Origin of the sequence: Chryseobacterium rhizoplanae, assembly GCF_900182655.1 — a bacterium.
Classification (GTDB): domain Bacteria; phylum Bacteroidota; class Bacteroidia; order Flavobacteriales; family Weeksellaceae; genus Chryseobacterium; species Chryseobacterium rhizoplanae.
This window is the reverse complement of record NZ_FXTC01000006.1, coordinates 73,388-98,451: the sequence shown is the minus strand read 5'-3', so window position 1 is coordinate 98,451 and position 25,064 is coordinate 73,388. Positions and strand designations below refer to the sequence as shown.

Here is a 25,064-nt window from a genome sequence, read left to right as displayed (position 1 = left end):
AAGAAAGAAAAGGAAATCAGCAATAGATAAAATATAATTACAGGTGATCAGATGAGAAATTATGAAACTCATGCCCTAAAAAGTATAAGCAAAAATGAAGAAACCTTATCACTTGGAATAATATAAAATAGAGAAGTCAACAACGTAATCGAAAAAAATATATTCCTGAAGAAACCACTTCAAAACCTCTAATTTATTTTAGAGGTTTTTTGTTGTTATACTTTACCAGTTAAAAGTAATTTTTAAAGCTAAATTTTAAAGGGAGCGGGAATCAACTTCATTGATTCTTCTAGGTATGCGTTCTATCCAGTTTTACCTGTTCAGCCAGCCAAGACATTCAGCAATCTGAGGTTTACTGATAAAAACTTCTGTACTCACTTCAGGTTCAGGAGAAAGTTTCAATTCTACCTTCTGGCTTGAATGCTTGATGATTTCCGTAACTGCATTTTTATTAACAATAAATTTCCGGTTAATTTTAAAGAAAATTTCCGGATTCAGTTTCTGAATAATATCTTTAATGGTATCATCATAGATATAGGTCTGATGATCTTTTGTAGTAAGGAAAAGGTATTTCCCGGAAGCAAAAAAATACGCGGTGTTATGCTCGTCAATTGATTTAAGCTTATTGCCTTCTCTCACCATAAAACGTTTCATCACCTCATCTTCTGCCTGGCGCAGTGAGGAAATTGATTTCAGTACCGGTTCCGGGTCAAAATTGTTACGTATGGAAATAAACTTTTGCAGAGCTTTATGCAAATCCTCTTCTTCAAAAGGTTTCAGAAGGTAATCAATGGTAAAATGCCTGAAGACTCTCATGGCATATTCATCAAATGCAGTAATGAAAATAATCGGGGTGAAAAGCTCTACATGTTCGAAAATTTCAAGACTCATTCCGTCACCAAGATGGATATCCATAAAGATAAGATCTACTGAATCTTTCTCAAAAAAATCAATTGCCTGTTTTTTGGAACGAAGAATAACAGTCTCTGTAACAGGGACTATGCTCTGTGTATCTAAAAGATTTTTCAGATAATTCACAGCCAGCAGTTCATCTTCTATAATGGCAATTTTCATAACGATGCAAAAGTACAAAAAAACCGCTGAAACAATTAAGTTCAAGCGGTTTCATCTGTATTGAATTTGATATGAAGTTCTATAGATTAGGGTTATTCTTCTTCGCGCTCATTGGATATTCAATGGTATATCGCGGATCATTCTGCTGAAGAATATATTCCTTGCCACTGATGGTGTGGCTTATTTTTTTCTGATTTGCTCTTCTTAAGTCGAACCATCTTTGTCCTTCCAAAGCAAATTCTCTGAATCTTTCATCCAGGATAAAGTTCATAAAAGCTGTAGAATCCATTGAATTTACTGCATTTTGAACTGAAGTATATCCATCCGGAGTGTATCTGTTTTTTAAAACTTTCAGAAGTGTCTCTTTAGCTTCAGTCAGTTTATTCAGCTTTAATAATGCTTCAGCTTTTATAAAGTACTGCTCTGCCGTTCTGAAAGACACTTTGAACTCTAAGCTTCCTCCTTTAATCACTTTATACTTACTACCATTTTTTTCAAAATACATGCCAAACCTTTTGTCTGTAGTGGTATTATATGAAGAAATAAGTTCAGGAGCTGCAAAAGACAGGTTTTTGATAGAATTATCCCATGTATTGTCCAACGCCATGATAGATTCCGGGGAGGCATAATGGTTGGGCGGGGTATTCACGCTATTTAAATTTACCAGATCTCCTTTTACTGCCAGTACCTGATCTGCAAAATGTAAAGCTTTATTCCAGTCTCCTTCATAAAGAGCCGCTTTAGCTTCAAAAGCCAGCAATGCTGTTTTTGAAAATCTATAATTCATTCCTACAGCCTGCTTCTGTTCTACCATCAGATCTTCTGCTTTTTTAAGGTCTGTATGAACCTGATTGTATACTTCCTGTACTGAAGATGGCTTCAATACCTGCTCAAGATCAATTTCAAGGCTGATAGGAACTCCTCTGTCTGTGGAAGCTGTAGCATTGTTGTATGGTTTTCCATATAAATTTACCATATCAAAATACAGATAGGCACGTAAAGCATATGCTTCTGCTAAAATCTGATTTTTCTCCGGTGAATCCTTCATCGTTTTACTCCCTTCATTAATGATCTGGTTCAGATAGAAGTTCACAGAATAAAAACTTACCCATGGGAATTCCGTAGATGCCTGATCATTATTTGAATCTTTCCACATCGCGATTTCACGATAAGAAATAAAATCTGCAGCATTGTCATCAATACTTACCTCATCGGTACGAAGGGCTACCAGAGATTTGTGGACAGGATATTTTGAATATGCAGATGTAAGGACTTTTCTGTAATCTTCAGTGGTAGCAGGAATAATTTTTCCTTCAGGCTGAATATCCAGAAATCTGTCACATCCGATATTGATAAAGCTGATTGCAGCAAGTGCTATGATTGTTGTAATTTTTCTCATTTTTTTTCAAGTTTTAAAAAGAAACATTAAATCCTACAGTCACTGATTTTGTGATAGGCTGTGCATAAATATTACCGTAGGTTTCCGGATCAAAATATCCTTTGTACCCGTTACTGAATACAAACAGGTTACGTCCTTCCACACTCAGTCTCAGACTGGAAATCCCCATAGGGTTGGTAAATTCTTTAGGAAGTGTATATCCTAAACGGATACTGCTGATTCTTATGTAACTGATCTCTTTCGCCCATATATCAAGTAAATTGTATGCACTTGAACGGTTTCCTGCAAACCACTTATTGGCCATCCATCCGTCAGGATTAGCATCCATATCCGGACTTGTAATTCCCGGAAGCGAACCTCCTGCTTCATAGATATCTCTTGTATAATTTCTTCCTCTGTCAAGCTCCATTCCACGGTAAGAAGGTGTTCTCATTACCGTCTGCTTGAGGTTGAATGTCGCAGAGATGGTAAGATCAAAATCATGCACCTTAAAAGTGTTGATAATACCTCCGGTAAATTTCGGATCTCTGTCTCCTACGTAAGTAAACAGGCTTCTCAGCTCAGCGTTGGAAAGTTTTGTATCTACAAGCTGTCCCGGAAGGAAATCTGCATATACATCATATAGCTTAAAGAATTCTACTGCTGATATTTTTTGGTCCCCTTTCCAGAACAATGGGTTTCCGTGCTCGTCCATTCCTGCAGTTTTTAATGCAAAAACAGCATTTACCGGAAGACCTTCTCTGGAAGGAAGGAAAGCGTTGTCACGAGGCTGCTCGCTCAATACGGTACTCTTGTTATGAGCAAAGTTGATGGTAGTTGTCCACTTGAAATTATCATGATTGATGTTTCTTGTAGATAATGCCAGTTCAAAACCTTTATTGGTTAAACTTCCCCAGTTCATCATCGTATATTCGAAACCTGTTTCAAGAGGAGTTTCTTTCATACTGATCATGTCTGTTCCTTTTCTGCTGTAAACATCAGCGGTAAGGCTAATACGGTTGTTGAATAATCCTAGATCAAGACCAACGTTTGTGTTGGTTGTTTTTTCCCATCTCAGTTTATCGTTTGGCGGGCTGATGACGTTGATGATTCCTTCTTTCATTCCTGGAAGAATTGTTGCATCATTGTATTCCCCAATAAAGAATGGTGAAGTGTTACGGTCAATATTCCCCTGAAGACCATAAGAAGCTCTCAGTCTAAGGTTAGATACAGCAGAAATATTCTTCATAAAATCTTCCTTCGTTACCAGCCATGATCCTGAAACAGCCCAGATCGGAAGATATTTATACTTTTTATTGACCCCGAAAAGGTTCGTACCATCATATCTTACACTTCCGAAAAATGTATATTTCTGATCGTAGGTATAAGATGCTGTAGCAAACATAGAAGCATAAGCATTTTCGATGGGCGGGTTCTCACGGTAAGTCTCATATCGCTTATCGGCTGCAAAACTTGAATTCGGAAATACAATTGCCGTCGCTCTTCTTGTGGTTGGATCATATCCGAAAGCTCTGGTAATGGTAGTGTTGTCTTCTGTTTTACGGATTTCTGTTCCGGCCATCAAATCAATTTCATGCTTTGAATTAATCTTTGTGCTGTATGCCGCCTGTAGTTTCCAGTTGTATTGGAAGAAATCATTATCCCAGTTTTGTTTTACAGCACCTGCAGGAAGAAAATAATTGTATTTACCGTCTTTATAATAACGGGTATTTTCTTTCATTTTTCTGGTGAAGTATGTATTTTCCGCTGCAAATTTTTCTGTTTTATTAGCATCGTACTGAATACCTAGCTGAGAAGTGAATCTTAAACTTTTTGAAGCTTTATATTCTAAATCTAAAATCGCTTTCAAAGAATTATTTTTCAGCGTATAGTTTGTATTTTCTCTTTCCTCAAGGAAGTTGAAAGGAATATAACGGTCTTCAAAACCATCCATATCTCTATCATAATTGTAGCTTCCATCTGCATTGAAAGGCTTCATGTAAGGATTGGCGTTTCTTGAATAATTCACAGGGTTGATTGAAGCATCAGCATCCGTTACAAAAGATTCACGCTCACTCTGTGTTCCGAAAATAGAGATTCCTGCATTTAACTTATCGCTTAATTTATAGTTGTTTTTTAAAGTCAGGTTATAACGTTTAAAACCTGTCCCGATAGTTGTTCCTTCTTCATCATAGTATCCCAGGGAGAAATAGTAATCTGCACGGTCACTTCCTCCGGAAACACTTAATCCGTATTGTTTGTTGATAGCATTTCTGTACAACAGTTTGCCCCAGTCTGTGTTATTATTTCTTAAACCATTGATTTGCTGGCGTGTAAATGAATTCAACGCATCAAAACCTCCGTTTCTGAAAGCATCAAGCTGGCTATTCTGAGTCAGGATTCTCATCACTTCCCCTTTATCTGCGCGGTAAGTAAGATCAGCACGCTTGGCAAGCATCAGTTCCAGGTCTACTTTTTCAGAGGCATTTAAAAGGTTCAGCTTACCAAAATCAGGACGTGAGGTAACAAAAGTATCTGCTGAGAAGTTTAGCTTCAGACTTCCTTTTTTCCCTTTTTTAGTCGTGATGGAAATTACTCCATTGGCTGCTCTTGCCCCATAGATTGCGGTTGCTGCAGCATCTTTAAGGATCGTAATATCTTCAATATCGTTAGGGTTCAAACCTGCGATAGAGAAATTCTGAAGCTGGTCAATATTGTCTTTATCAGTAAAGTTCGGGACATCATTTCCTTCTAACGGAAGACCGTCAATTACCCATAGCGGATCCTGAGGACCTGAAAGAGATGCTGTACCTCTGATTCTGATCTTTGCAGGACTTCCCGGAGCACCGGTTTCAGGAGTTACTGCCACACCGGCAATCTGCCCTGCCAGCATCTGGTCTACACTGGCAACACCAGCCTGGCTGATGTTATCCATTTTGACTGTTGAAACCGCTGAGGTCTGCTTACGTTTTTCAATTTTCTGATATCCGGTGATGATTACTTCCTGGATTTTATTTTTGTCTGTAACTTCAGAAGTCAGTCTTATTGTATAATTGGTCTGTCCTTCATTCAACTGAATTACCCGTGATTCGTAACCTGGGTAGCTTACTGATACTGATTTGGTATCAGCAGGAATTTCCAATATAAATTTTCCGTCCTTATCAGTCACTGTACCTACTGATACACTTTCAATAATTCCTTCTAATTCTGTTTTTGTAGAGACAGACTGAGTCTCTATTTTTATAGATGCACCGGTAATAACCTGAGAAGTATTTCCGTCTTCTATTTTCCCGGTGATGGTTTTCTTTTGCTGGGCCATTGCTATATTAGCAGCCAAAAGAGGTAAAAGTATTAGAGTTTTTTTCATTGCCGTTTATTTGTTTAAAGCCTCTTGTATACGAATGATTAAATCTGTGTAATGCGCTCTTGAAGCATCATCACCTCTGTATCTTGTTCTGTTCAGTAAGTCCAGAACCTTTTGAAGTTCCGCCCTTTTGTAAGTAGTGACTTCAGATACTCTTTTCATGGATGAATAATTAATATTCCTAAGACTGTGATCATCTTCATGGAAATTACAGATGGTTGGGATGTTCAGATGATCATCGACTTTCAATCCTTTTACCGCTGTTTTTTCAAATAATTTATTCACCGAAACAATCAGGGCATCTACATAGTTTTTCTGAGTCATTTTTTCAAGCATCGTCAGGCTTCCTTTTTTGCTGAAAATGGCCGTTCTTACCTGATCAAATAATTTCTCAACGGTGTAGATCTCTTCTTTGGAACCAGACATCTGATGTTTCAGCTCATTTTCAAGCAATCTCAACAATCTGTCATCCATAAACAGGGAATAGATATTCGCATACTGCATTCCTCTTGCCATGGTATACGGCGTCTGCTCGAATGGTCCCATTGGTGAATCTTTTACCGGGTACGTTTTTTCTGTAATCGGATTAAAGAATAGCCATTCCGGAAGGTTAATGGCATTTTTAACAAGATAATCAACAGCTCTTGTCTGTATTTCAGCAGGAACAGCTTCGTAAGCTTTCTTTTTGTTACCAAAAACCGTATTATTCAGATAAATTCCTCCAACATTTGCCATCACATGACCTGTATACAGATCCCACTGCCCGATAGCTCCCATATACAGTTTTCCGGCATCCGTATATTCTTTACCGTCTTCATACGTCCATTTTAAAAGATTGTTGACAACCACTTTCAGGTTTTTCATCCCATACTCACTGGCTTTCATCGCATCATCTCCTAAATCTTCAGACTGCGAACGCGGATCGATTGTTTCCAGATAGCTCTGCTGCTCACCGTAGAAATACAGCGGGTCATCCTCGTGCTTCTCAATTAAGTTTCTCAGTGCTTTTTTCTCAACAAATTCATCAGGATACCAACGGTAACCCCAGTCAATAGCATATTTGTCATAAAGACCAATTTTCGGAGTGATGGCTGTAACCCCATCTTCCGGCTGAGCTACGTAATTGTAACGTGCATAATCCATAATAGAAGGCGCCGTACCACCCATTTTGTCTGTAAATTCTTTGGAACGAAGCGATTCTACCGGGAAGGCAAAGGATGCTCCCATATTATGCTTCAATCCGAAAGTGTGTCCTACCTCATGAGATGAAACAAAACGGATTGCCTCACCCATATGTTCATCACTGAATTTATTTCCTCTTGCTTTCGGGTCGATAGGTCCTGTCTGGATTCTCATCCAGTCATGAAGAGAAGTCATTACATTATGCCACCAGATAATATCTGCTTCGATAATTTCCCCACTTCTAGGATCTACTACAGAGGGTCCCATTGCATTTGACTTTGGCGAAGCGGCGTAAGTAATTACAGAATATCTTACATCATCAATATCAAAATCTTCATCTTTTTCATCCGGCATTTTCGCAATCACTGCATTTTTGAATCCTGCCTGCTCAAACGCCGCCTGCCAGTCATGTACTCCGGCAATGATTTTTTCACGCCATTGTTTTGGTGTCGCCGGATCGATATAATAAACGATCGGTTTCTTAGGTTCTACCAGCTCACCTCTTAAATATTTTTCTTTATCTTCGTCCTTCGGTTCAAGATTCCATTTGGTAATGAAGAATTTTTCATCCATCTTCTGCTGATTGTCATTAAACGACCAGTGCTTTTCGGAGAAAAATCCTACTCTTGAATCTGCAACTCTTGGTTTCATCGGTATTTTAGAAAGCAAAACCAGATTGGTAGTAACTCCTAGTGTTACCGGAAGATCTACCCCGCCTTCATTTACAGAAGTAGACAACTGAGACTTTACCACAAGGTTCTTAGGGAAAGTTTTCACTCCTTCTATGTAAGAAAGACTTGATTTCACAGATCCTCCCAATCCTACATTTGCCAGAACATCATTGAAGCTCTTTTGATTTCCGTCAAAAACTTTATTGACTTTAATAGCTACTGCTGTAGAATCACTATTCTGTGCTTCAATATCAAAGACTTCAATTACAGATTCTGAAAAGTTGTCTTTCACAGATTTTGTAATCGCATCATTTTTTGGGGATGATACTTTAGGAACTACCGTTTTTACCCATACTTTTTTAGCTACGGGATCACGGTGAAAAGAGATGACCTTATTTTCATAATTCATTCCTTTGTTCAAACCTGCCTCATTCACCTGCATGGGTACCTGAGAGAGTTTGTTTACCACCAAAAACTGACGTTCCATCAAGCTGTCAGGAATTTCAAAATAAATATCAGTTTTTACCTGTATCGTATTAAAAAGTCCTTTCTTATAAGTTCCTTTTTTGATCAGGTCTTCAATTTTCTTTGTTTTCTTTGATGAGGAAGTTTCTGTCTTATCCGTTTTGTCTTTGTTGACCTTTACTGTATCTTTTTTCTGTGCTATTGCCATTGGTGAGGCCATAGCAAGACCTAAATACAGTGCCAGCCTGTAATTCTTCATTAAAATAGTCCGATTCATTCCAAATAGTAAATATCTTAGTTTCAACAGCAAAGCTATAGGTATCATGAATCATATATATAATATTAGGGAGTGAAAGGTGATTTTTCGGGAGTGAATGGATTTTTATTTTACTTCATTAATGGTAAAAAACATATGAAATATTCACCATCTACAGAAATATTAAGAAGATTATTCTTAAAATACTCATAAACTTGATTCAAATAATCAATTCCGAATTTCTCTCCCTGTACCGGTTCAGTTTTGGGTTGCCAGGTGTTCTTCACCGTAATCCCATCTTCGTCAACAATAATGATAATTTCCAAAGGCTGATCTATGGTTGCAATATTGTGTTTGATTGCATTCTCCGTAACAATCTGCAGTGATAAATACGGAATCCGCTTTTCCAGACTTGCAGGATCATTAATGATTAGTTCAAAACTCATTTCTTGATCAAACCTGCTTTTCAGGAGTTCCATATACTGCTGTATAAATTTGATTTCCTGTGAAACCGGAACTATATTCTCCTTCGGAGGTACTATAAGATACCTGTAGATCTTAGAGAGATTCATCGTAAATTTCTGTGCATTCTCTTTATTAATACCGATCAGCATGTAAAGAGAGTTCAGGGAATTAAAAAGAAAGTGCGGATTGATGTTATTCTTAAGCTGCTGAAGCTGGTTGATCACCTCTGCTTTGTGCATCTTTTCATTCTCTATCAGAAGGAAGTTTTTCTCAGACTGTATTTTTTCTTTTTCCTGATAAGCCAGGCCGGTTGCTCTCTGGAACAATATAAAAACCGTTACAATAAGAAAAAGCGCTGCCAGGAAAATATAAACGGTATAAGCTTTTATCTTACTTAGGTTTTCATCGATGATAAAGTTCACATGATTAACTACTGTATATCCGTCAAAATTATCAGTCTTCAATGGTTTTATGAAACGGGTTACCTCAACTCCCAGATACTCTGAAACCGCCGTTCCTTTCGTATATCCGGCTTCAGCTCTGCCGGACAACGTATCTGTAACCTTAATATCTGTAAAATCAAAAATATTCTTTCCGATATATTTCTTCTCCGGATGGGTAATACAGATTCCTTCTTTGGTAAAGACATACGCGTATGTATTAGAACTTTTGTCTACATTGATAAAGTATTGATGGAGATCATCAAGGCTTACGGTAGAACCATAATACAATTTGTTTTTACCAGGCAGTACCAGAGAATCATAGCTCACCCAATACATACTGTCTTTTTTAGTGATCAAAAGATCCCTGAAATGCCCGGACCCGTTGGTTTTTAAAACAATATTTTTCTCTTGATGACCTGTATTTTTGAAAATATCGGATAACGGATTATTACTTTCTGTTTTTCCGGAAGCTGTATTTTCGTAATAATACCAGCTGTAAGGCAGCAGATTTCTTTTTTTGTTTAAATCATTTAAAACCAAAGAATAATCTTTGTAATTCTTAAGGCCGTCTTTCTGAATCAATGCTCGAAGCAGATATTGATAATCCTCAATATTTCTGAATTCATGTTCTATGGATTCATATTTACGAAAGAAGGTTTTCTTTGCAAAATCATCGGTATTCTTCCGGCTGTCTTCTGTGATCAAAAGACTCAAAACAGCAAATGCTGCCACTGCAATCAGGCAGGCAGACAGAACGGCGATGTAAATGGATTTTTGGGATAAAGCGTGTTTAAAATTAATAGCCAAGTTTCTCTAAATTGTTGTTCTCCTACATATAAATTATTCGTTTGCAAAGGTATAACAAAGATTCCAGTACCGTAAAGTGAATTATTTATATATTTAAAACTGCCATGAACCAGCTTATTTTTGGAAAAAAACATATAACATAGCGCATTGTTTGAAGTTAAAAACAAAAAAACTGTTTGAGCGTTAAATCTTAAAGTTAGTTAATATCGTTATTCAGACCGTTAATTCATCATTCTATATTTTTAAAATTAATTATCTTCGCCTACAAATCTTATTTGAAAATGAAGAAGATCATCTCCGGGATATCTATTTTTTGTGCCATCGCTATTTCTGCTCAGGAGGCTATCCAGTTTCAGGAGCTGCCATTCAAGGATATTATTGCCAAAGCCAAAAAGGAAAAGAAATTGGTTTTTATTGATGCATATGCTTCCTGGTGTGGACCATGTAAAATGATGGAGAAAAATGTTTTCACCCAGAAATCCGTGAGTGATTATTACAATACCAATTTCATCAATGCAAGATTTGATATGGAAAAAGGAGAAGGCAGAGACATCGCTTCCAAATTTGGAGTACGTTCCTATCCTACCTATCTTTTCCTGAACGGTGAAGGAGAGATTGTTTCGAGAAATACCGGTTATATGGAAGAGAGCATGTTTGTGGCTATGGCTCAGGATATCAATTCACCGGGAAACAAAAAAGGATCTCTTAAAGATCGTTTTGCCAGTGGTGATAAGGATCCGGAATTCCTGACCAATATTATGAAGCTGAATGCCAACACAGATTATGATTTTGCCAAAAAAGCTTCCGAAAGATATTTTCAGAATAAAAAGAAAACCGAGGAACTTACAAAAGATGAAATCGGTTTTCTTCTCTATTTCGTAAAGTCGTCAGAAGATCCCAATTATACTGTTTTCGCATCCAGAAAAGCAGAAATCATTAAATTTCTTCCTGAGGAAACCTACAATGAATTTGATGCTCAGCTGAAATTAGGAAAAGTAGTAGAACAGTCTATTGATGATAAAAATAAAAAAATCAACGATGATTATTTTTTAAAGACTGCTGAACCATTGGTAGGAAAAGAAGCTGCTCTAAAAAAACTGAATCAGACTAAACTGAGCTATTATGAGCAGAACAGTAATTTTCCTGAATACGAAAAAGCGGCTTTAGACTATTATAAAAATTCTGATTCCTTTGATCCTAATGAGCTTTTAAGAGCTGCCTGGATATTTGCAGATCATGTGAAAACACCCTCTTCATTAAAGAAAGCTACAGAATGGGCAGAAAAATCTGTCATGAGAAGCGAAACTTCAGAAAACACTTATATTCTTGCCAAACTTTATAACCTTACAGGAAATAAAGAGATGGCAAAAAACTATGCTGAAATGTCTAAAAATATGGCAGTTCAGGGTAATAAGGATTCTCAACTTGCAGATGAATTATTAAAGCAAATAAAATAACACCACATACTGAATGAAATATAAATTATTAGCAGCAGGCATTTTAGCTTTCCTGTCAACAGGCACAGTACGTGCTCAGGAACAGGAACAAGGAGGACAGGAGAAAAGTTTATACATAAAAGGAAATGCTTTATTTGCTCCGATAGGAATTTTAAACCTGGGAATAGAAAAACAAATAAGCCCAAAATATACGCTTCAGGGAGATGTTTTCATTTCACCATGGAAATCTTTCTCAGGACATGAATTACAGTTTTATTCTGTATCTGCAGAAGGAAGGTACTATTTTAATGAAGCTTTCAAGCACTGGTATGTAGGAGCCAACATAGGTTTTGCAGCCTACAATGCTTCAAAATGGAATTACTGGAATGATGATACTTTTGAAAACTGGAATGGAGAAACTCTCCGCAACTCTAATCTGTATCAAAGAGGATTCTCTATTATGCTGGGAGTTACAGCGGGATATCAATTCCAGTTATCTGAACGATGGAATCTTGATATTTATGGAACAGTAGGAACATCACAAGGATTTTACAAGGGATATGACCGTACCACAGGAAGACGTTATGATCGTGCAGAAAAATTTAACAAAAGCGGTGAAATCATCCCATACAGAGGAGGGGTAATGATTTCTTACAAATTTAAATAAGACCATGAAGCTATTCGGAAAAAATCATATTATCATTTTAGTGATCACTTTTGTGATTCTTTTTTTAATGAACTATATCGGAAATGATCTTCCTGATAAATTGCAAAGAGCTTTAATGACTGCTTTTGCAGGAGTTGTTGGATTAACGATCGGGCTCTTTATATTAAATAAGGGCAGAAATGATAAAAATCCACCCCAAAATTTTGATTAATTAGTCTTCATACACCACATACCGGGTTCTGATCTTTTCGAAACTTTCCAGATCTGTTTTCCAGGAATTTTTAATTTCCTGAATTGATTTTCCATCAATGATCTGTTTTCTGAAACTATCAGTTCCGGAAAGGGTATCAAACCAAAGATTTTTAAGGAAAAAATCCTGCTGGGGATTTTTATAATTCTGATACGCTTTGATTACCCATTCAAGATTGAGTTCTCTTAAGTCCTTAGGATATTCTGAAAGATTTTCACCATAACATAGTTTTCCGTTCAGGAATGGATCTTTAGCACCATAGCTTGGCTTTGGCGTAAACTGGTAAGGAAGATTTTCCGTCCATGGAGAACCATAAATCTGGAAAGGCAGATCTGTTCCTCTTCCTACAGAAACCTGCGTTCCTTCAAAAAAGCATAAACTTGGATATAAATTGATTGCTTTATCATTGGGTAAATTCGGAGAAGGCTTATCAAGCATCGGATAGCGTTGCTTTTTATGATAATTCTTCATCTGAATAAGCGTATATTTAGCCTGGACTCTATTTTTCAGCCATTTTTCGCCATTTACCATCTTTCCATACTCTCCTATGGTAAGCCCGTAAACTACAGGAACTTCATGCATTCCTACAAAGCTCGTCCATTTCTTTTTCAATACAGGTCCGTCAGTATATCCGTCATGCGGATTGGGGCGATCCAATACCATAATCTCAACATTATTTTCAGCACCTGCCTCCATCAGATAAGACAGAGTGGAAATATAGGTATAGAATCTTACCCCAACATCCTGGATATCAAAAATAACAATATCAATTCCGGCCAGCTGTTCAGGCTTTGGTTTTTTATTATTTCCATACAGGGAAACAATCGGGATCCCTGTTTTTATATCTACACCGTTTTTCACTTTTGCACCCGCGTCTGCATCTCCTCTGAAACCATGTTCAGGAGCAAAAATTGATTTGATCTTTATTCCGTTTTTTACCAGAAAATCTACCAGATGAGTTTTGTCACTCATCAAACCTGTCTGGTTGGTTACTACTCCTATCGTCTTATCTTTTAAGAGTGGTAAATACATTTCAGGCTGGTCTGCCCCGGTTTTAAAATCCGATTGAACTTGAGTCTGGGAATAATATTGATTGAATACTCCTAAAAAAATTAGGCAAATCAGAAGTAAATTTTTAATTTTGAAATCTAAATTCATAAGCTTGAAATTTCCTTTATATTTCTCTAGAAAAATAGCATTTTCCAAAGATAACAAAAATAACCTTTCAAGGGTTATCATCTTCATTGGCAGGCTTTCCGTAGCATTAGGGATTATTGTTTCCTTAATTACCGTAGCCACCGGTTTTGGTTCAAAAAAAGCTATCAAAGAGAGGCTGGCAGATTTCAGCGGACATATTACGGTAAGATCAACGCGTTCCAATTCTTCTTATAATACTTCCGTACTTGATAATCAAGGGCTCAATATTGCAAAAATAAAAGAACTTCCCGATGTGGAAAGCACTCAGAAATATGTGACGGTTACAGGAATTATGCGTAATGAACACAATTTTGCGGGAATTATATTTAAGGGAATAGGTAAAGATTTTGACAGTTTAAGATTTAAAAAATTTCTTATCGCCGGTACCACCCCGAAAGTTACTGAGAAAGGCTTCAACAATGATGTTGCTATTTCCCAAAAAGTAGCCAATGATCTTCATCTTAAAGTAAGTGACAGTATTGTTACGGTATTTTTAAAAGCTGATCAAAAACCACTTTACCGTAAATTCAGAGTGATCGGGATTTACAGAACTGATATCAAGCTCATTGACGAACAATTTGTTATTGGAGGAATTAACCATGCAAGAAAAATTCAGGATATGAAGCCTGAAGAAATCGGTGGTATAGATATCTTTCTGAAGGATGTAAATGATATCGACAAAGATTTTCCTGACATTGAAAAATTGATCGGCTATAAAAACTACGCTGAAAAAGCGACTGAGAAATTTCCGCAGATCACGGACTGGATCAGTATTTTTGACACTAATATAGCATTGATCATCATTATCATGCTGATTGTAGTGGTTATCAATATCATTATGGTTCTTCTGATCCTTATTATTGAAAGAACAAATTCTATTGGTCTTCTTAAAACATTGGGGGCAAGCAATTCACAGATAAGAGCTACCTTCATCAATTATACCCTGATCATTATGATTCCGGGACTTTTGTATGGAAATGCTATCGGGCTGGGACTTATTTTGATCCAGAAATTCTTTGGAGTTATAAAGCTTAACCCGGAAAACTATTATGTAAGTACAGTTCCGGTAGACCTTAATCCTATCGCAATTATTTCTATTTCATTGGGTATTCTTCTTATTTCAGGATTGGCTTTAATTATTCCAAGCTACCTGATCAGCAAGATTTCTCCTGTGAAAGTTATTAAGTATAACTAAATTGATAATTGAAATTTATTCGTTGTCTCTCAAGGTTTTTTTGACTTTATCCACAACTTATCCACACGTTATCCACAGCGCAGATAATTTTAAAAGCCTTATCTTTGCGCTGCATATAAAACATTTATGAAATACGCAAAAAATATCCTTGAAACTATAGGTAACACGCCGCTGGTAAAGCTTAACAAAGTGTTAGGTGAAGATTTCCCGGCATTGGTATTAGCAAAAGTAGAGACCTTCAATCCTGGAAACTCAGTAAAGGACAGAATGGCTCTTAAGATGATAGAAGATGCTGAAAAAGACGGCAGATTAAAACCTGGAGGAACCATTATTGAAGGAACTTCCGGAAATACAGGAATGGGATTGGCACTGGCAGCCATCATCAAAGGCTACAAATGTATTTTTGTAACCAATTCCAAGCAGTCAAAAGAAAAGTGTGATATTCTTCGTGCTGTAGGAGCTGAAGTAATTGTCTGCCCTACTGACGTAAAACCTACTGACCCGCGTTCTTATTATTCTGTATCTAAAAGGCTGGCAAAAGAAACGGAAAACGGATGGTATGTTAACCAATATGACAACTTATCCAATAGAGCGGCTCATTATGAGTCTACAGCTCCGGAGATCTGGGAACAGACTGAAGGAAACCTGACTCATTTTGTGGTAGGAGCCGGAACAGGAGGTACCATCACAGGATGCGGAACTTTCTTCAAAGAGAAGAATCCAGACATCAAAGTAATTGGTGTGGATACTTACGGTTCTATTCTGAAAGAATTCCATGAAACCGGTGAACTTCACTACGACCATGCTTACACTTACATTACAGAAGGTATCGGGGAAGATATTATTCCTGAAAATTATGACATGTCTGTAATTGATCATTTTGAAAAAGTAACGGATAAAGACGGCGCCATCTATGCCAGAAAACTGGCTAAGGAAGAAGGAATTTTCTGTGGATATTCTGCAGGAAGCGCTATTGCTTCTTTGATTCAGATGAAAGATCAGTTCACTAAAGATGATGTGATCGTCGTTTTACTTCATGACCATGGTTCAAGATATGTAGGAAAAATCTACAATGATGAATGGATGAAAGAAATGGGCTGGCTGGAAGAAAATAAAGAAGGGTAATAAACCACTTTACAGATCAAAAAAACGGAGCAAAATTTTGTTCCGTTTTTTATTTTATTGCTTGATGTTTTCCTTTAATTTACTTTTAAGAATGCTGTATTCCTTCTCACTCATTGCTTTTCTGGGAAACATATAGCTGTATTTTCCTTCAAGGGAAATAAATTCATTATTGCTGTCAAAATATTCAAAATCTTTCCATTCACTGGTTTCTTTCTCCCCATCGATATTCACAGTGAAAAAATTCTGATCAAATCTTATTTCATACACTTTACATTTTTCCAGAACATTTAAATAGTGGTTCACCTGTTTTTTCCATCTCGAAACTTTATTGACACTTACTGACAGAAAAACAGCGCAGAGCAAAAATATAAAACTCAGAAAATATAAAATACCCTTACTTTCTTTGCTCAGTTGATCTTTCAAAAGAAAAACGATGAAAACAATCACTGCTGCTGCAATAGTGGCAATGGTTTTACTTTTCGTTGTAGGTGAAAAAAGCAGACTTCCCTGATTACCGCTAAAATAAATATCTTCAAAAATCTTTCTGTCCGGTTTTAGTGTAATCACCTTTTCTTCATTCATAATTATAGAGTTGCTTTAAAAAGCTACAAAACTAAACTAAATATCTTCATATTGATCACTTATTGCCGAAAGTTTATTCATCAGCTCCCTGTTTCTGCGGTTGAGTCCATCCAGTTTTTTCAGCATATTGTGAATCACTTCAAGACCGGGAAGATTGACTTCGAGATCATAATACCAGTTGGCAAATTTTTCCAGATCGGGCAGATCATCATACATCAGATAATGGATATTGTCTTCAATCTGTATATTCAGCAGCCCATAGTCTACAAGCTCATCAAAAAAAGTGATTTCTATGTTATAGATTCTTACGAGTTCTTCCCGTGATATTCTTTCACTCATAGCTTAGGAATTTTTAAGTTGTTCAAAAAGTTCTTTCTGCTTCTCGGTAAGGTTGGTTGGCAGTTTCACTTCATAGGTTACAAAAAGATCTCCGTGCTCTCCTTCTTTTTTATAGACAGGAAAGCCTTTTCCTTTCAGTCTTACAGTGATTCCCGTTTGGGTTTCCGGTTTTACTTTAAGCTTTACGCTTCCTTCCAGGGTATTTACATTCACTTCTCCGCCTAAAACAGCGGTGTAAAGATCAATTGTTACCTTGGTTTTCAGGTCGTCCCCGATTCTTTCAAAATTCGGATCGGCTGGGATATTGAAGGTGATATATAAATCTCCGCTTGGGCCTCCGTTTATCCCCGGATTTCCATGTCCTTTCAGTTTGATCTGCTGTCCGTCATATACTCCTGCAGGAATTGTGATTCTGACTTTCTTTCCATTAATATCAAAAGTTTGTGGATGGGTTTTCGCGGCATCTCTCAGATTCAGGTTCAATTCTGCTTTTATATCCTGGCCTTTAAATTTTCCGGAAGCCCTTCCTCTTGAACTTTTACCAAATCCACTGCCTGCTCCACCGAACATATTCTGGAAGAAATCTGAAAAGTCCTCCCCTTCACCAAAATCAGCCCCGGAGAATCCGCCGCCATAATTTTGTTGCTGATATTGTCTTTGCTGCTGTTGTTGGGCTTTTTCGTATTCTTCACCGTGTTTCCAGTGTTCTCCGTACTTGTCGTATTTAGATCTGTTTTCAGGATTGCTAAGCACTTCATTGGCTTCATTCAATTCTTTGAACTGTCTTTCTGCTTCCTTATCATCAGGGTTCAGATCGGGATGAAGTTTCCGGGCCTGTTTCCGGTAGGCCTTTTTAATATCATCCTGTGTTGCGTTTTTATCTACGCCTAAAATTTTATAGTAATCTATATAAGCCATAGAAATGAGGTTTACCCAAATTTATGAAATTTAGGTCTGAAAATTGTATAACAAAATGTTAAAAATAAACCTATCTTTGATAAAAAGCACCACATGAAAGAGGTACTGAAAAACTACTCCGGAATCATATTTTTACTTTTGGGAATCACTATTGGAAGCATCATTGGAATTGTTGCTCCCGGTTTTGTGGAATATATAAAACCTCTGGGGGATATTTTTCTTAATCTTCTTTTTGTGAGTGTAGTTCCTTTGGTGTTTTTTGCTGTGTCTAATTCTATTTCTTCTTTGGAACAGCAGTCTAAGTTTGGAAAGATCATCCTGGTGATGTCTCTTACTTTTTTATTCTTTATTCTCACGGCAGCAGTTTTTACGATCTGTGCGGTTTATCTTTTCCCGGTTTCAGGAGTATCAGGGAGTTCTGAAATTATTTCTGAAGCAGCGAATGATGATACATGGGGCAATAGAATTGTAAGTTTCTTTACAGTGGGAGAATTCACTGAGCTTTTCTCGAGAAGGAATATGCTGGCTCTTCTGGTATTTGCATTTCTGACAGGATTTGCGGCCAGAAAAACAGGTGAAAAAGGGCAGCCTTTCAGGGTTTTTATTGCCTCAGGGTATGAAGTGATGAAAGAACTCCTTTTACTGGTCATGAAATTGGCTCCTATTGGTTTGGGTGCTTACTTTGCCTATCAGGTAGCGACTTTAGGTCCCCAGCTTTTTGGATTTTATGCTAAACCTTTAGGATTGTATTATGTTGCAGGAATTATTTACTTTCTGGTCTTCTTTTCTATTTATGCTTTTATGGCAAACGGACAGAAAGGAGTCAAAAGTTTCTGGACCAATGCAATCTACCCTACTCTTACAGCCATAAGCACCTGCAGCAGTTTTGCAACTATGCCTGCCAATTTACAGGCAGCATCCAAGATCGGAATTCCGAACTCTATTGCCAATCTGGTCATTCCTATTGGGACTACCCTGCATAAAAACGGATCTTCCATGTCTTCAATTATCAAAATCTATGTAGCATTCCTAATCATTGGAAGGGATTTTTTTGATCCTGCCAACCTCCTTTTGGCATTGGGAATCACTGTATTTGTCAGCATTGTGGCTGGTGGTATTCCTAATGGCGGATATATTGGTGAAATGCTGATGATTTCTGTTTACAAACTGCCACAGGAAGCGATCCCTGCGGTAATGATTATCGGAACTTTGGTAGATCCTTTAGCTACAGTCCTGAATGCTGTAGGAGATATAGTGGCAGCCATGTTTGTCAACCGGTTTGTGAAGGTCTGACTTATTTTTTTATTTCCTCACATTATTCACTGCGTTTTATGGGTTCCAGGTTTTCATATTCATCGGGAGTGAAAAGTCTGTAATGAACTTTAAAGGTTTTTCCCAAAGGAGTTTCCAGAGAGAAACCACCAGGCCCGAACCCATCTGTAACATCTAATGTAAAATGTGAATATTTCCAGTATTCAAAAAGGTCACGGTCTATCCAGAACTCATATCCGTTAATAGTGCCGATCATGGCATCATTCATCCGGGGGAAAAATCCTCCTTTTTCAAAACATTGCGGCTGTGTACCTTCGCAGCATCCTCCTGCCTGATAAAACATTAGAGGTCCATATTGTTCTTCCAGTTTCCGGATCACTTCAAGTGCCTGTTCTGTTGCAGAAAGTCTGGATATTTTTGCTTCCATTGTTTTTATTTTAGCTTACTGTAAACCTTATCGTTAAAAAAGATCCCGGCACATAACCGGGATCAGCAACACATCATCATTAATTTGAACCGGCAATATCTAAAACGATTCTGCCGTCAATCTGTCCTTTTTTCATTTTATCGAATACATCATTGATATCTTCAAGTTTTGCGGCAGTAACGGTTGCTTTTACCAACCCTTCATTGGCAAAATCCAACGCTTCCTGCATGTCTTTTCTGGTTCCTACAATAGAACCTCTCACAGTAATCCTTTTTAAAACAGTTTCAAAAATCGGAAGTTCAAACGAGCCGGGAGGAAGACCGTTCAGAGCAATAGTTCCTTTTCTTCTCAAAACATCTATACCCTGCTTGAAAGCAATAGGTGAAACGGCTGTAATCAATGCACCGTGCATCCCACCAACTTCTTTATGTAAATATTCTCCGGGATCTGTATTCTTTGCATTAACTACAAGGTCTGCTCCTAACTTTTTTGCCAGTTCAAGCTTATCATCTGCCACATCAATAGCGGCTACATGCATTCCCATTGCTTTTGCATATTGAACGGCTACATGTCCCAATCCACCAATTCCTGAAATGGCTACCCATTCTCCAGGTTTTGTTTCTGTTTCCTTCAACCCTTTATAAACAGTTACTCCGGCGCATAGAATAGGAGCAATCTCCAGAAAGTTAACGTCAGATTTCAAATGTCCTACATATCTTGAATCTGCGATAACGTATTCTGCAAAACCACCATCTACACTATAACCTCCGTTTTTCTGGGCTTCACAAAGGGTTTCCCATCCTGTGATACAGTAATCACAACATCCACAAGCACTGTACAGCCAGGGAACTCCTACTGCATCTCCTTCTTTCACAAAAGCTTCAGGTCCGCAGGCTACCACAATACCTACTCCTTCATGTCCGGGAATAAGAGGCATCTTGGGTTTTGCAGGCCAGTCACCATCTACAGCATGTAAGTCTGTATGACAAACCCCGCAGGCTATTACTTTGACCAGGACTTCATATCTTCCGGGTGCTCTTACGGGTACTTCTTCAATTTTCAGGGGTTGACCATAGCCTTGAACTACCGCCGCTTTCATTGTTTTTGGGATCATATTTTATTTTTTTGATAGAGTTATTTTAGGGTATTAGTTTTTATCACCAGAGGTAAATTGACAGCTCTCAATTTATGCTGTCTTTATAAGTCAATAATGATGTAGAATATGTAAATATTTCCCTGCGTGAGGGATAGTAAGGGCGGCGAGGAACGAGCCGGTGCGTAATGAAATGGAGCACCGAAACGAAGTGCAGCCCTGCATAGCCCGACCGTTTTGCCCTGGAAAAGCCAAGGCAATCGGGCACGTCCTAAATAATATTAAAAGAAACCTAACTTATTCTTGTTATAAGAAATCAGCATGTTTTTGGTTTGACGGTAATGATCAAGCATCATTTTATGATTTTCTCTTCCTATTCCTGATTGTTTGTAACCTCCGAAAGGCGCTCCTGCAGGGTAAGAGTGATATTGGTTCACCCAAACTCTTCCGGCTTCTATCTGACGAGGAATATTGTACAGCTGGTGAGCATCCCTTGTCCACACCCCTGCACCAAGCCCATAGATGGTGTCATTGGCAATTTTCACTGCGTCTTCTTCATCTTTGAAAGTGGTAAATGCCAGCACCGGACCGAAAATTTCCTCCTGGAAGATTCTCATTCTGTTGTTTCCTTTGAAAATCGTCGGCTGAATGTAGTATCCGTCTTCCAGATCTTCTCCAAGATGGTTGACTTCTCCTCCTACCAGAACTTCAGCCCCTTCTTCTATTCCCAACTGGATATAGGAAAGGATTTTATCTTTCTGAATCTTTGAAGCCTGAGCTCCCATCATCACGGTTTTGTCCAATGGATTTCCTACTTTGATGGCTTTTACTCTTTCAATCACCTTTTCAATAAAAGCATCTGCAATATCTTCCTGAACGAGTAATCTTGAAGGGCATGTACAAATTTCGCCCTGGTTAAGGGCAAAAAGAACGGCTCCTTCTATCGCTTTATCTAAAAATTCATCATCGGCATCCATGACAGAGTTGAAGAAAACATTCGGTGATTTTCCTCCTAGCTCCAATGTCACAGGAATGATATTTTCTGTTGCATACTGCATCACCATACGTCCTGTAGCGGTAGAACCTGTAAATGCTGCTTTTGCAACTTTCGGATTGGTCACCAAAGCTCTTCCAAGTTCTGCTCCGAATCCGTTAACAATATTGATAACACCAGCTGGTAAAAGGTCTCCGATAAGTTCCATCAAAACCATAATGGAAACAGGGGTACTTTCTGCAGGTTTTAAAACTACACAGTTCCCTGCTGCTAATGCAGGAGCCAGTTTCCAGACCGCCATGAGTATCGGGAAATTCCATGGGATGATTTGTGCAATTACTCCAAGGGGTTCATGAACGATCAGCGATACGGTATCTTTATCCAGTTCGTTATGAGATCCTTCATCTGCACGGATAACAGAGGCAAAATATCTGAAATGGTCGATAGCCAAAGGTAAATCTGCAGCCAATGTTTCTCTCACTGCTTTTCCGTTATCTATGGTTTCTACGGTAGCAAGGTATTCCAGATTCTGCTCTATTCTGTCGGCAATTTTATTAAGAATAATACTTCTTTCTGTAGATGAAGTATTTTTCCAGGTACGGAATGCTTTTTCTGCAGCATCTACCGCCAATTCCAAATCTTCTTTGGAGGAATGGGCAACCTGGGTAAAGTTTTTCCCATCCACGGGAGAAACTACATCAAAATACTGTCCTTTAACGGGTGGAGTAAATTTCCCGTCAATATAATTATCATATCTGCTTTTGAACTCCGGGCGCTGTAAAAGCGTCGCTGATCTTGGTTCTGTAATAGTGCTCATATTAGTCTTGTTTTTATTTTTTCGATAAAGCCAAATTACAGTGAGATGCCCAAAAGAGTATAGCACAATCCTATAAAAAAAGTGTAAAATAGTGCAAAGGGTTCAATTTTAGTATTTTATTAACAGCAACATACTGTCAAATTTTCTATATTTGAGTTACCTCCTTTTCAAAAAAATTTAGAAATGAATAACAATAGTAAGATTTTATTAAATACTCCTGAATTACGTAAGGAAAGCCAACTATTGAGTCTTGTTGAACACCAGACGAAATTCAATCTAAACAATTGTGAATTCAGCATTTATGAAACCCATAAGGCTGCTTTTGACGTAAAACTTCATTTTGAAAACATTGCATTTACAGCGATGCTGAGAGGTAAGAAACATATGAAGCTGGATAATAAGACCAGTTATTTTGATTATTATCCGGGCGAAAGTATTCTGGTGGCTCCGGGAGAAACAATGGTTATTGACTTTCCTGAAGCTGATGAAACCCCTACCCAATGTATTTCTTTAAGCCTTAATCCTGATTTTATAGAGGATTCTCTTAATTATCTCAACTATCACCTACCCAAAGTGGATGAGACTTCACAGTGGAATATTCAGCTGGATGAGTATTTTCTGTTTAATAATAAAGCTTTGGCCTCAGCTACCAATAATATTATGAGGATTGCCATGGATGATAATTCTCAAAAGGATATTATGGCCGATTTTGCTTTGAAAGAACTTCTGATCAGGCTGATGCAGACTCAGGCACGAGGTATGGTGGAAAAAAATATTGTTAAGAATAAATCCAGGATAGGCTTTGTTGTGGATTATATTAAAAGAAATCTGCACCAGAAACTATCCATTGACAGTATTGCCAAGCTGGCATATGTAAGTAAATCGAATTTCTTTAAAATGTTCAAAGACGAGCTGGGAACTTCCCCCAATGATTTTATTTTACAGGAAAGAATCAACAGGGCAAAAGAATTATTAGCCAGCCAGACCAGCATCAAAGAAACTGCTTTTCAGACCGGTTTTTCAGATACCAATTATTTCACGAGAGTATTTAAGCAACTGGAAGGAATTACTCCGAAAAGTTATCAGGACAGAATGGTTCTGAGATAATCTATTTACAAAATTATATAAAAAAAGAGCCCCATTTCTGGGACTCTTCTTAAAAAATATATTAAAATTAAATCTTAATATTTGTCATTCTGCTTAATATTCGGGTTTGCCTGAATAGCAGAAATAGGAATTGGCCATTGCCATTTGAAGTTTCCAGCCGGAAGATTCTGTGCTACAGGAGGCGTACCTGTACCGTCAAAAAGATCTCCTTTACCTGATCTCTGAACAGGAAGACCTAGTCTCTTTAATGTATACCATCTGTCATTTTCAAATGCAAGCTCCAGTCTTCTTTCTTTCAGGATAGCATCTAAAAGTGCCTGTCCTGTTTCTGTACCAGGAGTAAATGTAGTATATCTTTCAGCTCTCAGCTTATTTAACAAAACTAATGCCTGCGCACCATTACCTGTTTTGTAATAGGCTTCAGCAACGTTTAGCAGTACTTCAGCTCCTCTTAAATATCTTACAGGAACGATATTAGATGGCAAGCCAGTAATACCAGCATATTTTGTAACATGATTATACTTTTGTTTGCTATAGATATCTGTAGTAAAATAAGCAGATTTTCTTACATCATTATCTGTATAGGCAGTATATAGGTCATAATCTACAACAAATTCTGATCTTAACGCTGGAACAGCCTGATTGTAAGCAACTCCTACTGTGTTTTGCTCAGCTGCGGAATTTGATACCTGGAATAAAACGCCATCATTAATATCTCCTTCTTTTTCTTTCCAAATCTTATAAAAATTAGACTTTAGAGTAACGCTGGAAGAAATTCCCAATGCCAGTTCACCATATTTGATTGTGTTAGCATAGTCTCCTCTGTAAAGATTTACTCTTGACAATAATCCATATATAGCAGCCTTGCTCAATCTTCCTTTATCCAAATCATTTTGAGTAATATTATCAGCAGCAAATAATAAATCTGCTATAACTTTATCATATACCTGATCAACGGTAAGATTTCTGGATGATGTATTATTTAGAGGAGAATATGTCTCTGAATAATAAATTCCGATTGTATTTTTAGCTTCTGCAGATTGAGTCGGGATTTGGGAATATGCTCTTACAATATCAAAGTGAGCTATTGCTCTTAATGCTCTTGCTTCAGCTTCCAGATTTGTTTTCTGTGTTCCGGACAATACTCCGTTATTGATATATTTCAAAACAAAGTTAGCTCTGCTGATTACAAGGTAAGCAGCAGTATACAATCCTGTTGTTTGTGAATTATCTGAAGAGAATTCAAAGTTCGAAGCAGCAAAATTGGTATTTCTTCCTGTAGTTGTACGAACAAGGTTATCAGTGGTAAGATCACCCATGATAAGCTGATTTCCCGTATCACTAGTATAATACCCGGCTCCTTTAAGAGCTGTATAGGCACCATCCATAGCTTGTCTGAAGGTCTCAGGTCTGGTCATTGCCTGCTCCTGATCTTCATTGATTGACGAGATTTGATCTAGATTTCTGTCGCAAGACGTTAACGAAACAAAGATGGTTAACGCAGCTAAACTTATTTTTATTATATTCTTTTTCATAAAGC

General features: G+C 37.6%; 20 protein-coding genes. 7 read left to right on the top strand and 13 right to left on the bottom strand.

All coding sequences use genetic code 11. The annotated features are described in order from the left end of the window. Positions 1-312: 312 nt before the first annotated feature. The 5 genes from FN817_RS14465 to FN817_RS14445 all read right to left on the bottom strand — a co-directional run bounded on the left by FN817_RS14465 (position 313) and on the right by FN817_RS14445 (position 10,105). A complete protein-coding gene (locus tag FN817_RS14465) occupies positions 313-1,074 on the bottom strand; it encodes a LytR/AlgR family response regulator transcription factor (RefSeq protein ID WP_142718581.1) in 762 nt (253 codons plus the stop codon). 79 nt (positions 1,075-1,153) lie between these two features. Continuing rightward, positions 1,154-2,473: a RagB/SusD family nutrient uptake outer membrane protein gene (locus FN817_RS14460; RefSeq protein WP_142718580.1), complete on the bottom strand. Its 1,320-nt coding sequence runs from the start codon at positions 2,471-2,473 to the stop codon at positions 1,154-1,156. A gap of 13 nt (positions 2,474-2,486) precedes the next feature. Next, on the bottom strand, positions 2,487-5,819 hold the full coding sequence (locus FN817_RS14455) for a SusC/RagA family TonB-linked outer membrane protein (RefSeq protein ID WP_142718579.1): 3,333 nt from the start codon (positions 5,817-5,819) through the stop codon (positions 2,487-2,489). A gap of 6 nt (positions 5,820-5,825) precedes the next feature. Continuing rightward, positions 5,826-8,411: a zinc-dependent metalloprotease gene (locus tag FN817_RS14450; RefSeq protein WP_185149916.1), complete on the bottom strand. Its 2,586-nt coding sequence runs from the start codon at positions 8,409-8,411 to the stop codon at positions 5,826-5,828. 110 nt (positions 8,412-8,521) lie between these two features. Further along, positions 8,522-10,105, bottom strand: coding sequence for a histidine kinase (locus FN817_RS14445; RefSeq protein WP_142718577.1), 1,584 nt, complete (start codon positions 10,103-10,105; stop codon positions 8,522-8,524). A gap of 281 nt (positions 10,106-10,386) precedes the next feature. On the opposite strand from FN817_RS14445, the gene FN817_RS14440 reads away from it, so the two are divergent. Genes FN817_RS14440 through FN817_RS14430 form a run of 3 tightly spaced genes read left to right on the top strand, consistent with a single transcriptional unit; the run spans position 10,387 to position 12,419 of the window. Further along, positions 10,387-11,562, top strand: a complete 1,176-nt coding sequence (locus FN817_RS14440) for a thioredoxin family protein (RefSeq protein ID WP_142718576.1) — start codon at positions 10,387-10,389, stop codon at positions 11,560-11,562. A 13-nt stretch (positions 11,563-11,575) separates the two neighbouring features. Beyond that, positions 11,576-12,208 (top strand): DUF3575 domain-containing protein, encoded by a 633-nt coding sequence (locus FN817_RS14435; RefSeq protein ID WP_142718575.1) that lies wholly within the window; start codon positions 11,576-11,578, stop codon positions 12,206-12,208. Positions 12,209-12,212: 4 nt separating this feature from the next. Then, on the top strand, positions 12,213-12,419 hold the full coding sequence (locus FN817_RS14430) for a hypothetical protein (protein WP_047387374.1): 207 nt from the start codon (positions 12,213-12,215) through the stop codon (positions 12,417-12,419). On the opposite strand, the gene FN817_RS14425 is transcribed toward FN817_RS14430, so the two are convergent. After that, positions 12,420-13,616: an exo-beta-N-acetylmuramidase NamZ family protein gene (locus FN817_RS14425; RefSeq protein ID WP_142718574.1), complete on the bottom strand. Its 1,197-nt coding sequence runs from the start codon at positions 13,614-13,616 to the stop codon at positions 12,420-12,422. It lies immediately after the preceding gene. Positions 13,617-13,620: 4 nt separating this feature from the next. Between FN817_RS14425 and FN817_RS14420 the strand changes: the two genes are divergently transcribed. Together FN817_RS14420 and FN817_RS14415 are read left to right on the top strand one after the other, a co-directional pair. Then, positions 13,621-14,850 (top strand): ABC transporter permease, encoded by a 1,230-nt coding sequence (locus FN817_RS14420; RefSeq protein WP_142718573.1) that lies wholly within the window; start codon positions 13,621-13,623, stop codon positions 14,848-14,850. Between the two features lie 126 nt (positions 14,851-14,976). Continuing rightward, a complete protein-coding gene (locus FN817_RS14415) occupies positions 14,977-15,975 on the top strand; it encodes a PLP-dependent cysteine synthase family protein (protein WP_142718572.1) in 999 nt (332 codons plus the stop codon). Positions 15,976-16,029: 54 nt separating this feature from the next. Here FN817_RS14415 and FN817_RS14410 read toward each other — a convergent pair whose 3' ends face one another. The 3 genes from FN817_RS14410 to FN817_RS14400 are packed head-to-tail and all read right to left on the bottom strand — an operon-like array spanning position 16,030 to position 17,814. Then, positions 16,030-16,557, bottom strand: a complete 528-nt coding sequence (locus FN817_RS14410) for a hypothetical protein (RefSeq protein WP_142718571.1) — start codon at positions 16,555-16,557, stop codon at positions 16,030-16,032. 36 nt (positions 16,558-16,593) lie between these two features. Beyond that, positions 16,594-16,896 carry a chaperone modulator CbpM gene (locus FN817_RS14405; protein WP_142718570.1) on the bottom strand — a complete coding sequence of 101 codons (303 nt, stop codon included), beginning with the start codon at positions 16,894-16,896 and terminating at the stop codon, positions 16,594-16,596. Positions 16,897-16,899: 3 nt separating this feature from the next. Further along, complete coding sequence (locus tag FN817_RS14400) at positions 16,900-17,814, bottom strand: DnaJ C-terminal domain-containing protein (protein ID WP_142718569.1); 915 nt, start codon at positions 17,812-17,814, stop codon at positions 16,900-16,902. A 93-nt stretch (positions 17,815-17,907) separates the two neighbouring features. Between FN817_RS14400 and FN817_RS14395 the strand changes: the two genes are divergently transcribed. Further along, complete coding sequence (locus tag FN817_RS14395) at positions 17,908-19,107, top strand: dicarboxylate/amino acid:cation symporter (protein ID WP_142718568.1); 1,200 nt, start codon at positions 17,908-17,910, stop codon at positions 19,105-19,107. Between the two features lie 22 nt (positions 19,108-19,129). Here FN817_RS14395 and FN817_RS14390 read toward each other — a convergent pair whose 3' ends face one another. The 3 genes from FN817_RS14390 to FN817_RS14380 all read right to left on the bottom strand — a co-directional run bounded on the left by FN817_RS14390 (position 19,130) and on the right by FN817_RS14380 (position 22,417). Continuing rightward, on the bottom strand, positions 19,130-19,513 hold the full coding sequence (locus FN817_RS14390; RefSeq protein ID WP_142718567.1) for a DUF779 domain-containing protein: 384 nt from the start codon (positions 19,511-19,513) through the stop codon (positions 19,130-19,132). Between the two features lie 79 nt (positions 19,514-19,592). After that, positions 19,593-20,627, bottom strand: coding sequence for an alcohol dehydrogenase AdhP (adhP, locus tag FN817_RS14385; protein WP_047421006.1), 1,035 nt, complete (start codon positions 20,625-20,627; stop codon positions 19,593-19,595). 260 nt (positions 20,628-20,887) lie between these two features. Continuing rightward, positions 20,888-22,417, bottom strand: a complete 1,530-nt coding sequence (locus FN817_RS14380; protein WP_047378604.1) for an aldehyde dehydrogenase family protein — start codon at positions 22,415-22,417, stop codon at positions 20,888-20,890. Between the two features lie 183 nt (positions 22,418-22,600). On the opposite strand from FN817_RS14380, the gene FN817_RS14375 reads away from it, so the two are divergent. Continuing rightward, positions 22,601-23,524 (top strand): AraC family transcriptional regulator, encoded by a 924-nt coding sequence (locus tag FN817_RS14375; RefSeq protein WP_142718566.1) that lies wholly within the window; start codon positions 22,601-22,603, stop codon positions 23,522-23,524. A 74-nt stretch (positions 23,525-23,598) separates the two neighbouring features. On the opposite strand, the gene FN817_RS14370 is transcribed toward FN817_RS14375, so the two are convergent. After that, a complete protein-coding gene (locus FN817_RS14370; RefSeq protein ID WP_142718565.1) occupies positions 23,599-25,059 on the bottom strand; it encodes a RagB/SusD family nutrient uptake outer membrane protein in 1,461 nt (486 codons plus the stop codon). Between the last annotated feature and the right edge of the window lie 5 nt (positions 25,060-25,064).

Bases quoted from the DNA above. Each gene is read 5' to 3' on its own strand.
- FN817_RS14465 (WP_142718581.1), bottom strand. From the start codon at position 1,074: ATGAAAATTGCCATTATAGAAGATGAACTGCTGGCTGTGAATTATCTG.
- FN817_RS14460 (WP_142718580.1), bottom strand. From the start codon at position 2,473: ATGAGAAAAATTACAACAATCATAGCACTTGCTGCAATCAGCTTTATC.
- FN817_RS14455 (WP_142718579.1), bottom strand. From the start codon at position 5,819: ATGAAAAAAACTCTAATACTTTTACCTCTTTTGGCTGCTAATATAGCA.
- FN817_RS14450 (WP_185149916.1), bottom strand. From the start codon at position 8,411: ATGAATCGGACTATTTTAATGAAGAATTACAGGCTGGCACTGTATTTA.
- FN817_RS14440 (WP_142718576.1), top strand. From the start codon at position 10,387: ATGAAGAAGATCATCTCCGGGATATCTATTTTTTGTGCCATCGCTATT.
- FN817_RS14435 (WP_142718575.1), top strand. From the start codon at position 11,576: ATGAAATATAAATTATTAGCAGCAGGCATTTTAGCTTTCCTGTCAACA.
- FN817_RS14430 (WP_047387374.1), top strand. From the start codon at position 12,213: ATGAAGCTATTCGGAAAAAATCATATTATCATTTTAGTGATCACTTTT.
- FN817_RS14425 (WP_142718574.1), bottom strand. From the start codon at position 13,616: ATGAATTTAGATTTCAAAATTAAAAATTTACTTCTGATTTGCCTAATT.
- FN817_RS14415 (WP_142718572.1), top strand. From the start codon at position 14,977: ATGAAATACGCAAAAAATATCCTTGAAACTATAGGTAACACGCCGCTG.
- FN817_RS14410 (WP_142718571.1), bottom strand. From the start codon at position 16,557: ATGAATGAAGAAAAGGTGATTACACTAAAACCGGACAGAAAGATTTTT.
- FN817_RS14405 (WP_142718570.1), bottom strand. From the start codon at position 16,896: ATGAGTGAAAGAATATCACGGGAAGAACTCGTAAGAATCTATAACATA.
- FN817_RS14400 (WP_142718569.1), bottom strand. From the start codon at position 17,814: ATGGCTTATATAGATTACTATAAAATTTTAGGCGTAGATAAAAACGCA.
- FN817_RS14395 (WP_142718568.1), top strand. From the start codon at position 17,908: ATGAAAGAGGTACTGAAAAACTACTCCGGAATCATATTTTTACTTTTG.
- FN817_RS14390 (WP_142718567.1), bottom strand. From the start codon at position 19,513: ATGGAAGCAAAAATATCCAGACTTTCTGCAACAGAACAGGCACTTGAA.
- adhP (WP_047421006.1), bottom strand. From the start codon at position 20,627: ATGATCCCAAAAACAATGAAAGCGGCGGTAGTTCAAGGCTATGGTCAA.
- FN817_RS14380 (WP_047378604.1), bottom strand. From the start codon at position 22,417: ATGAGCACTATTACAGAACCAAGATCAGCGACGCTTTTACAGCGCCCG.
- FN817_RS14375 (WP_142718566.1), top strand. From the start codon at position 22,601: ATGAATAACAATAGTAAGATTTTATTAAATACTCCTGAATTACGTAAG.
- FN817_RS14370 (WP_142718565.1), bottom strand. From the start codon at position 25,059: ATGAAAAAGAATATAATAAAAATAAGTTTAGCTGCGTTAACCATCTTT.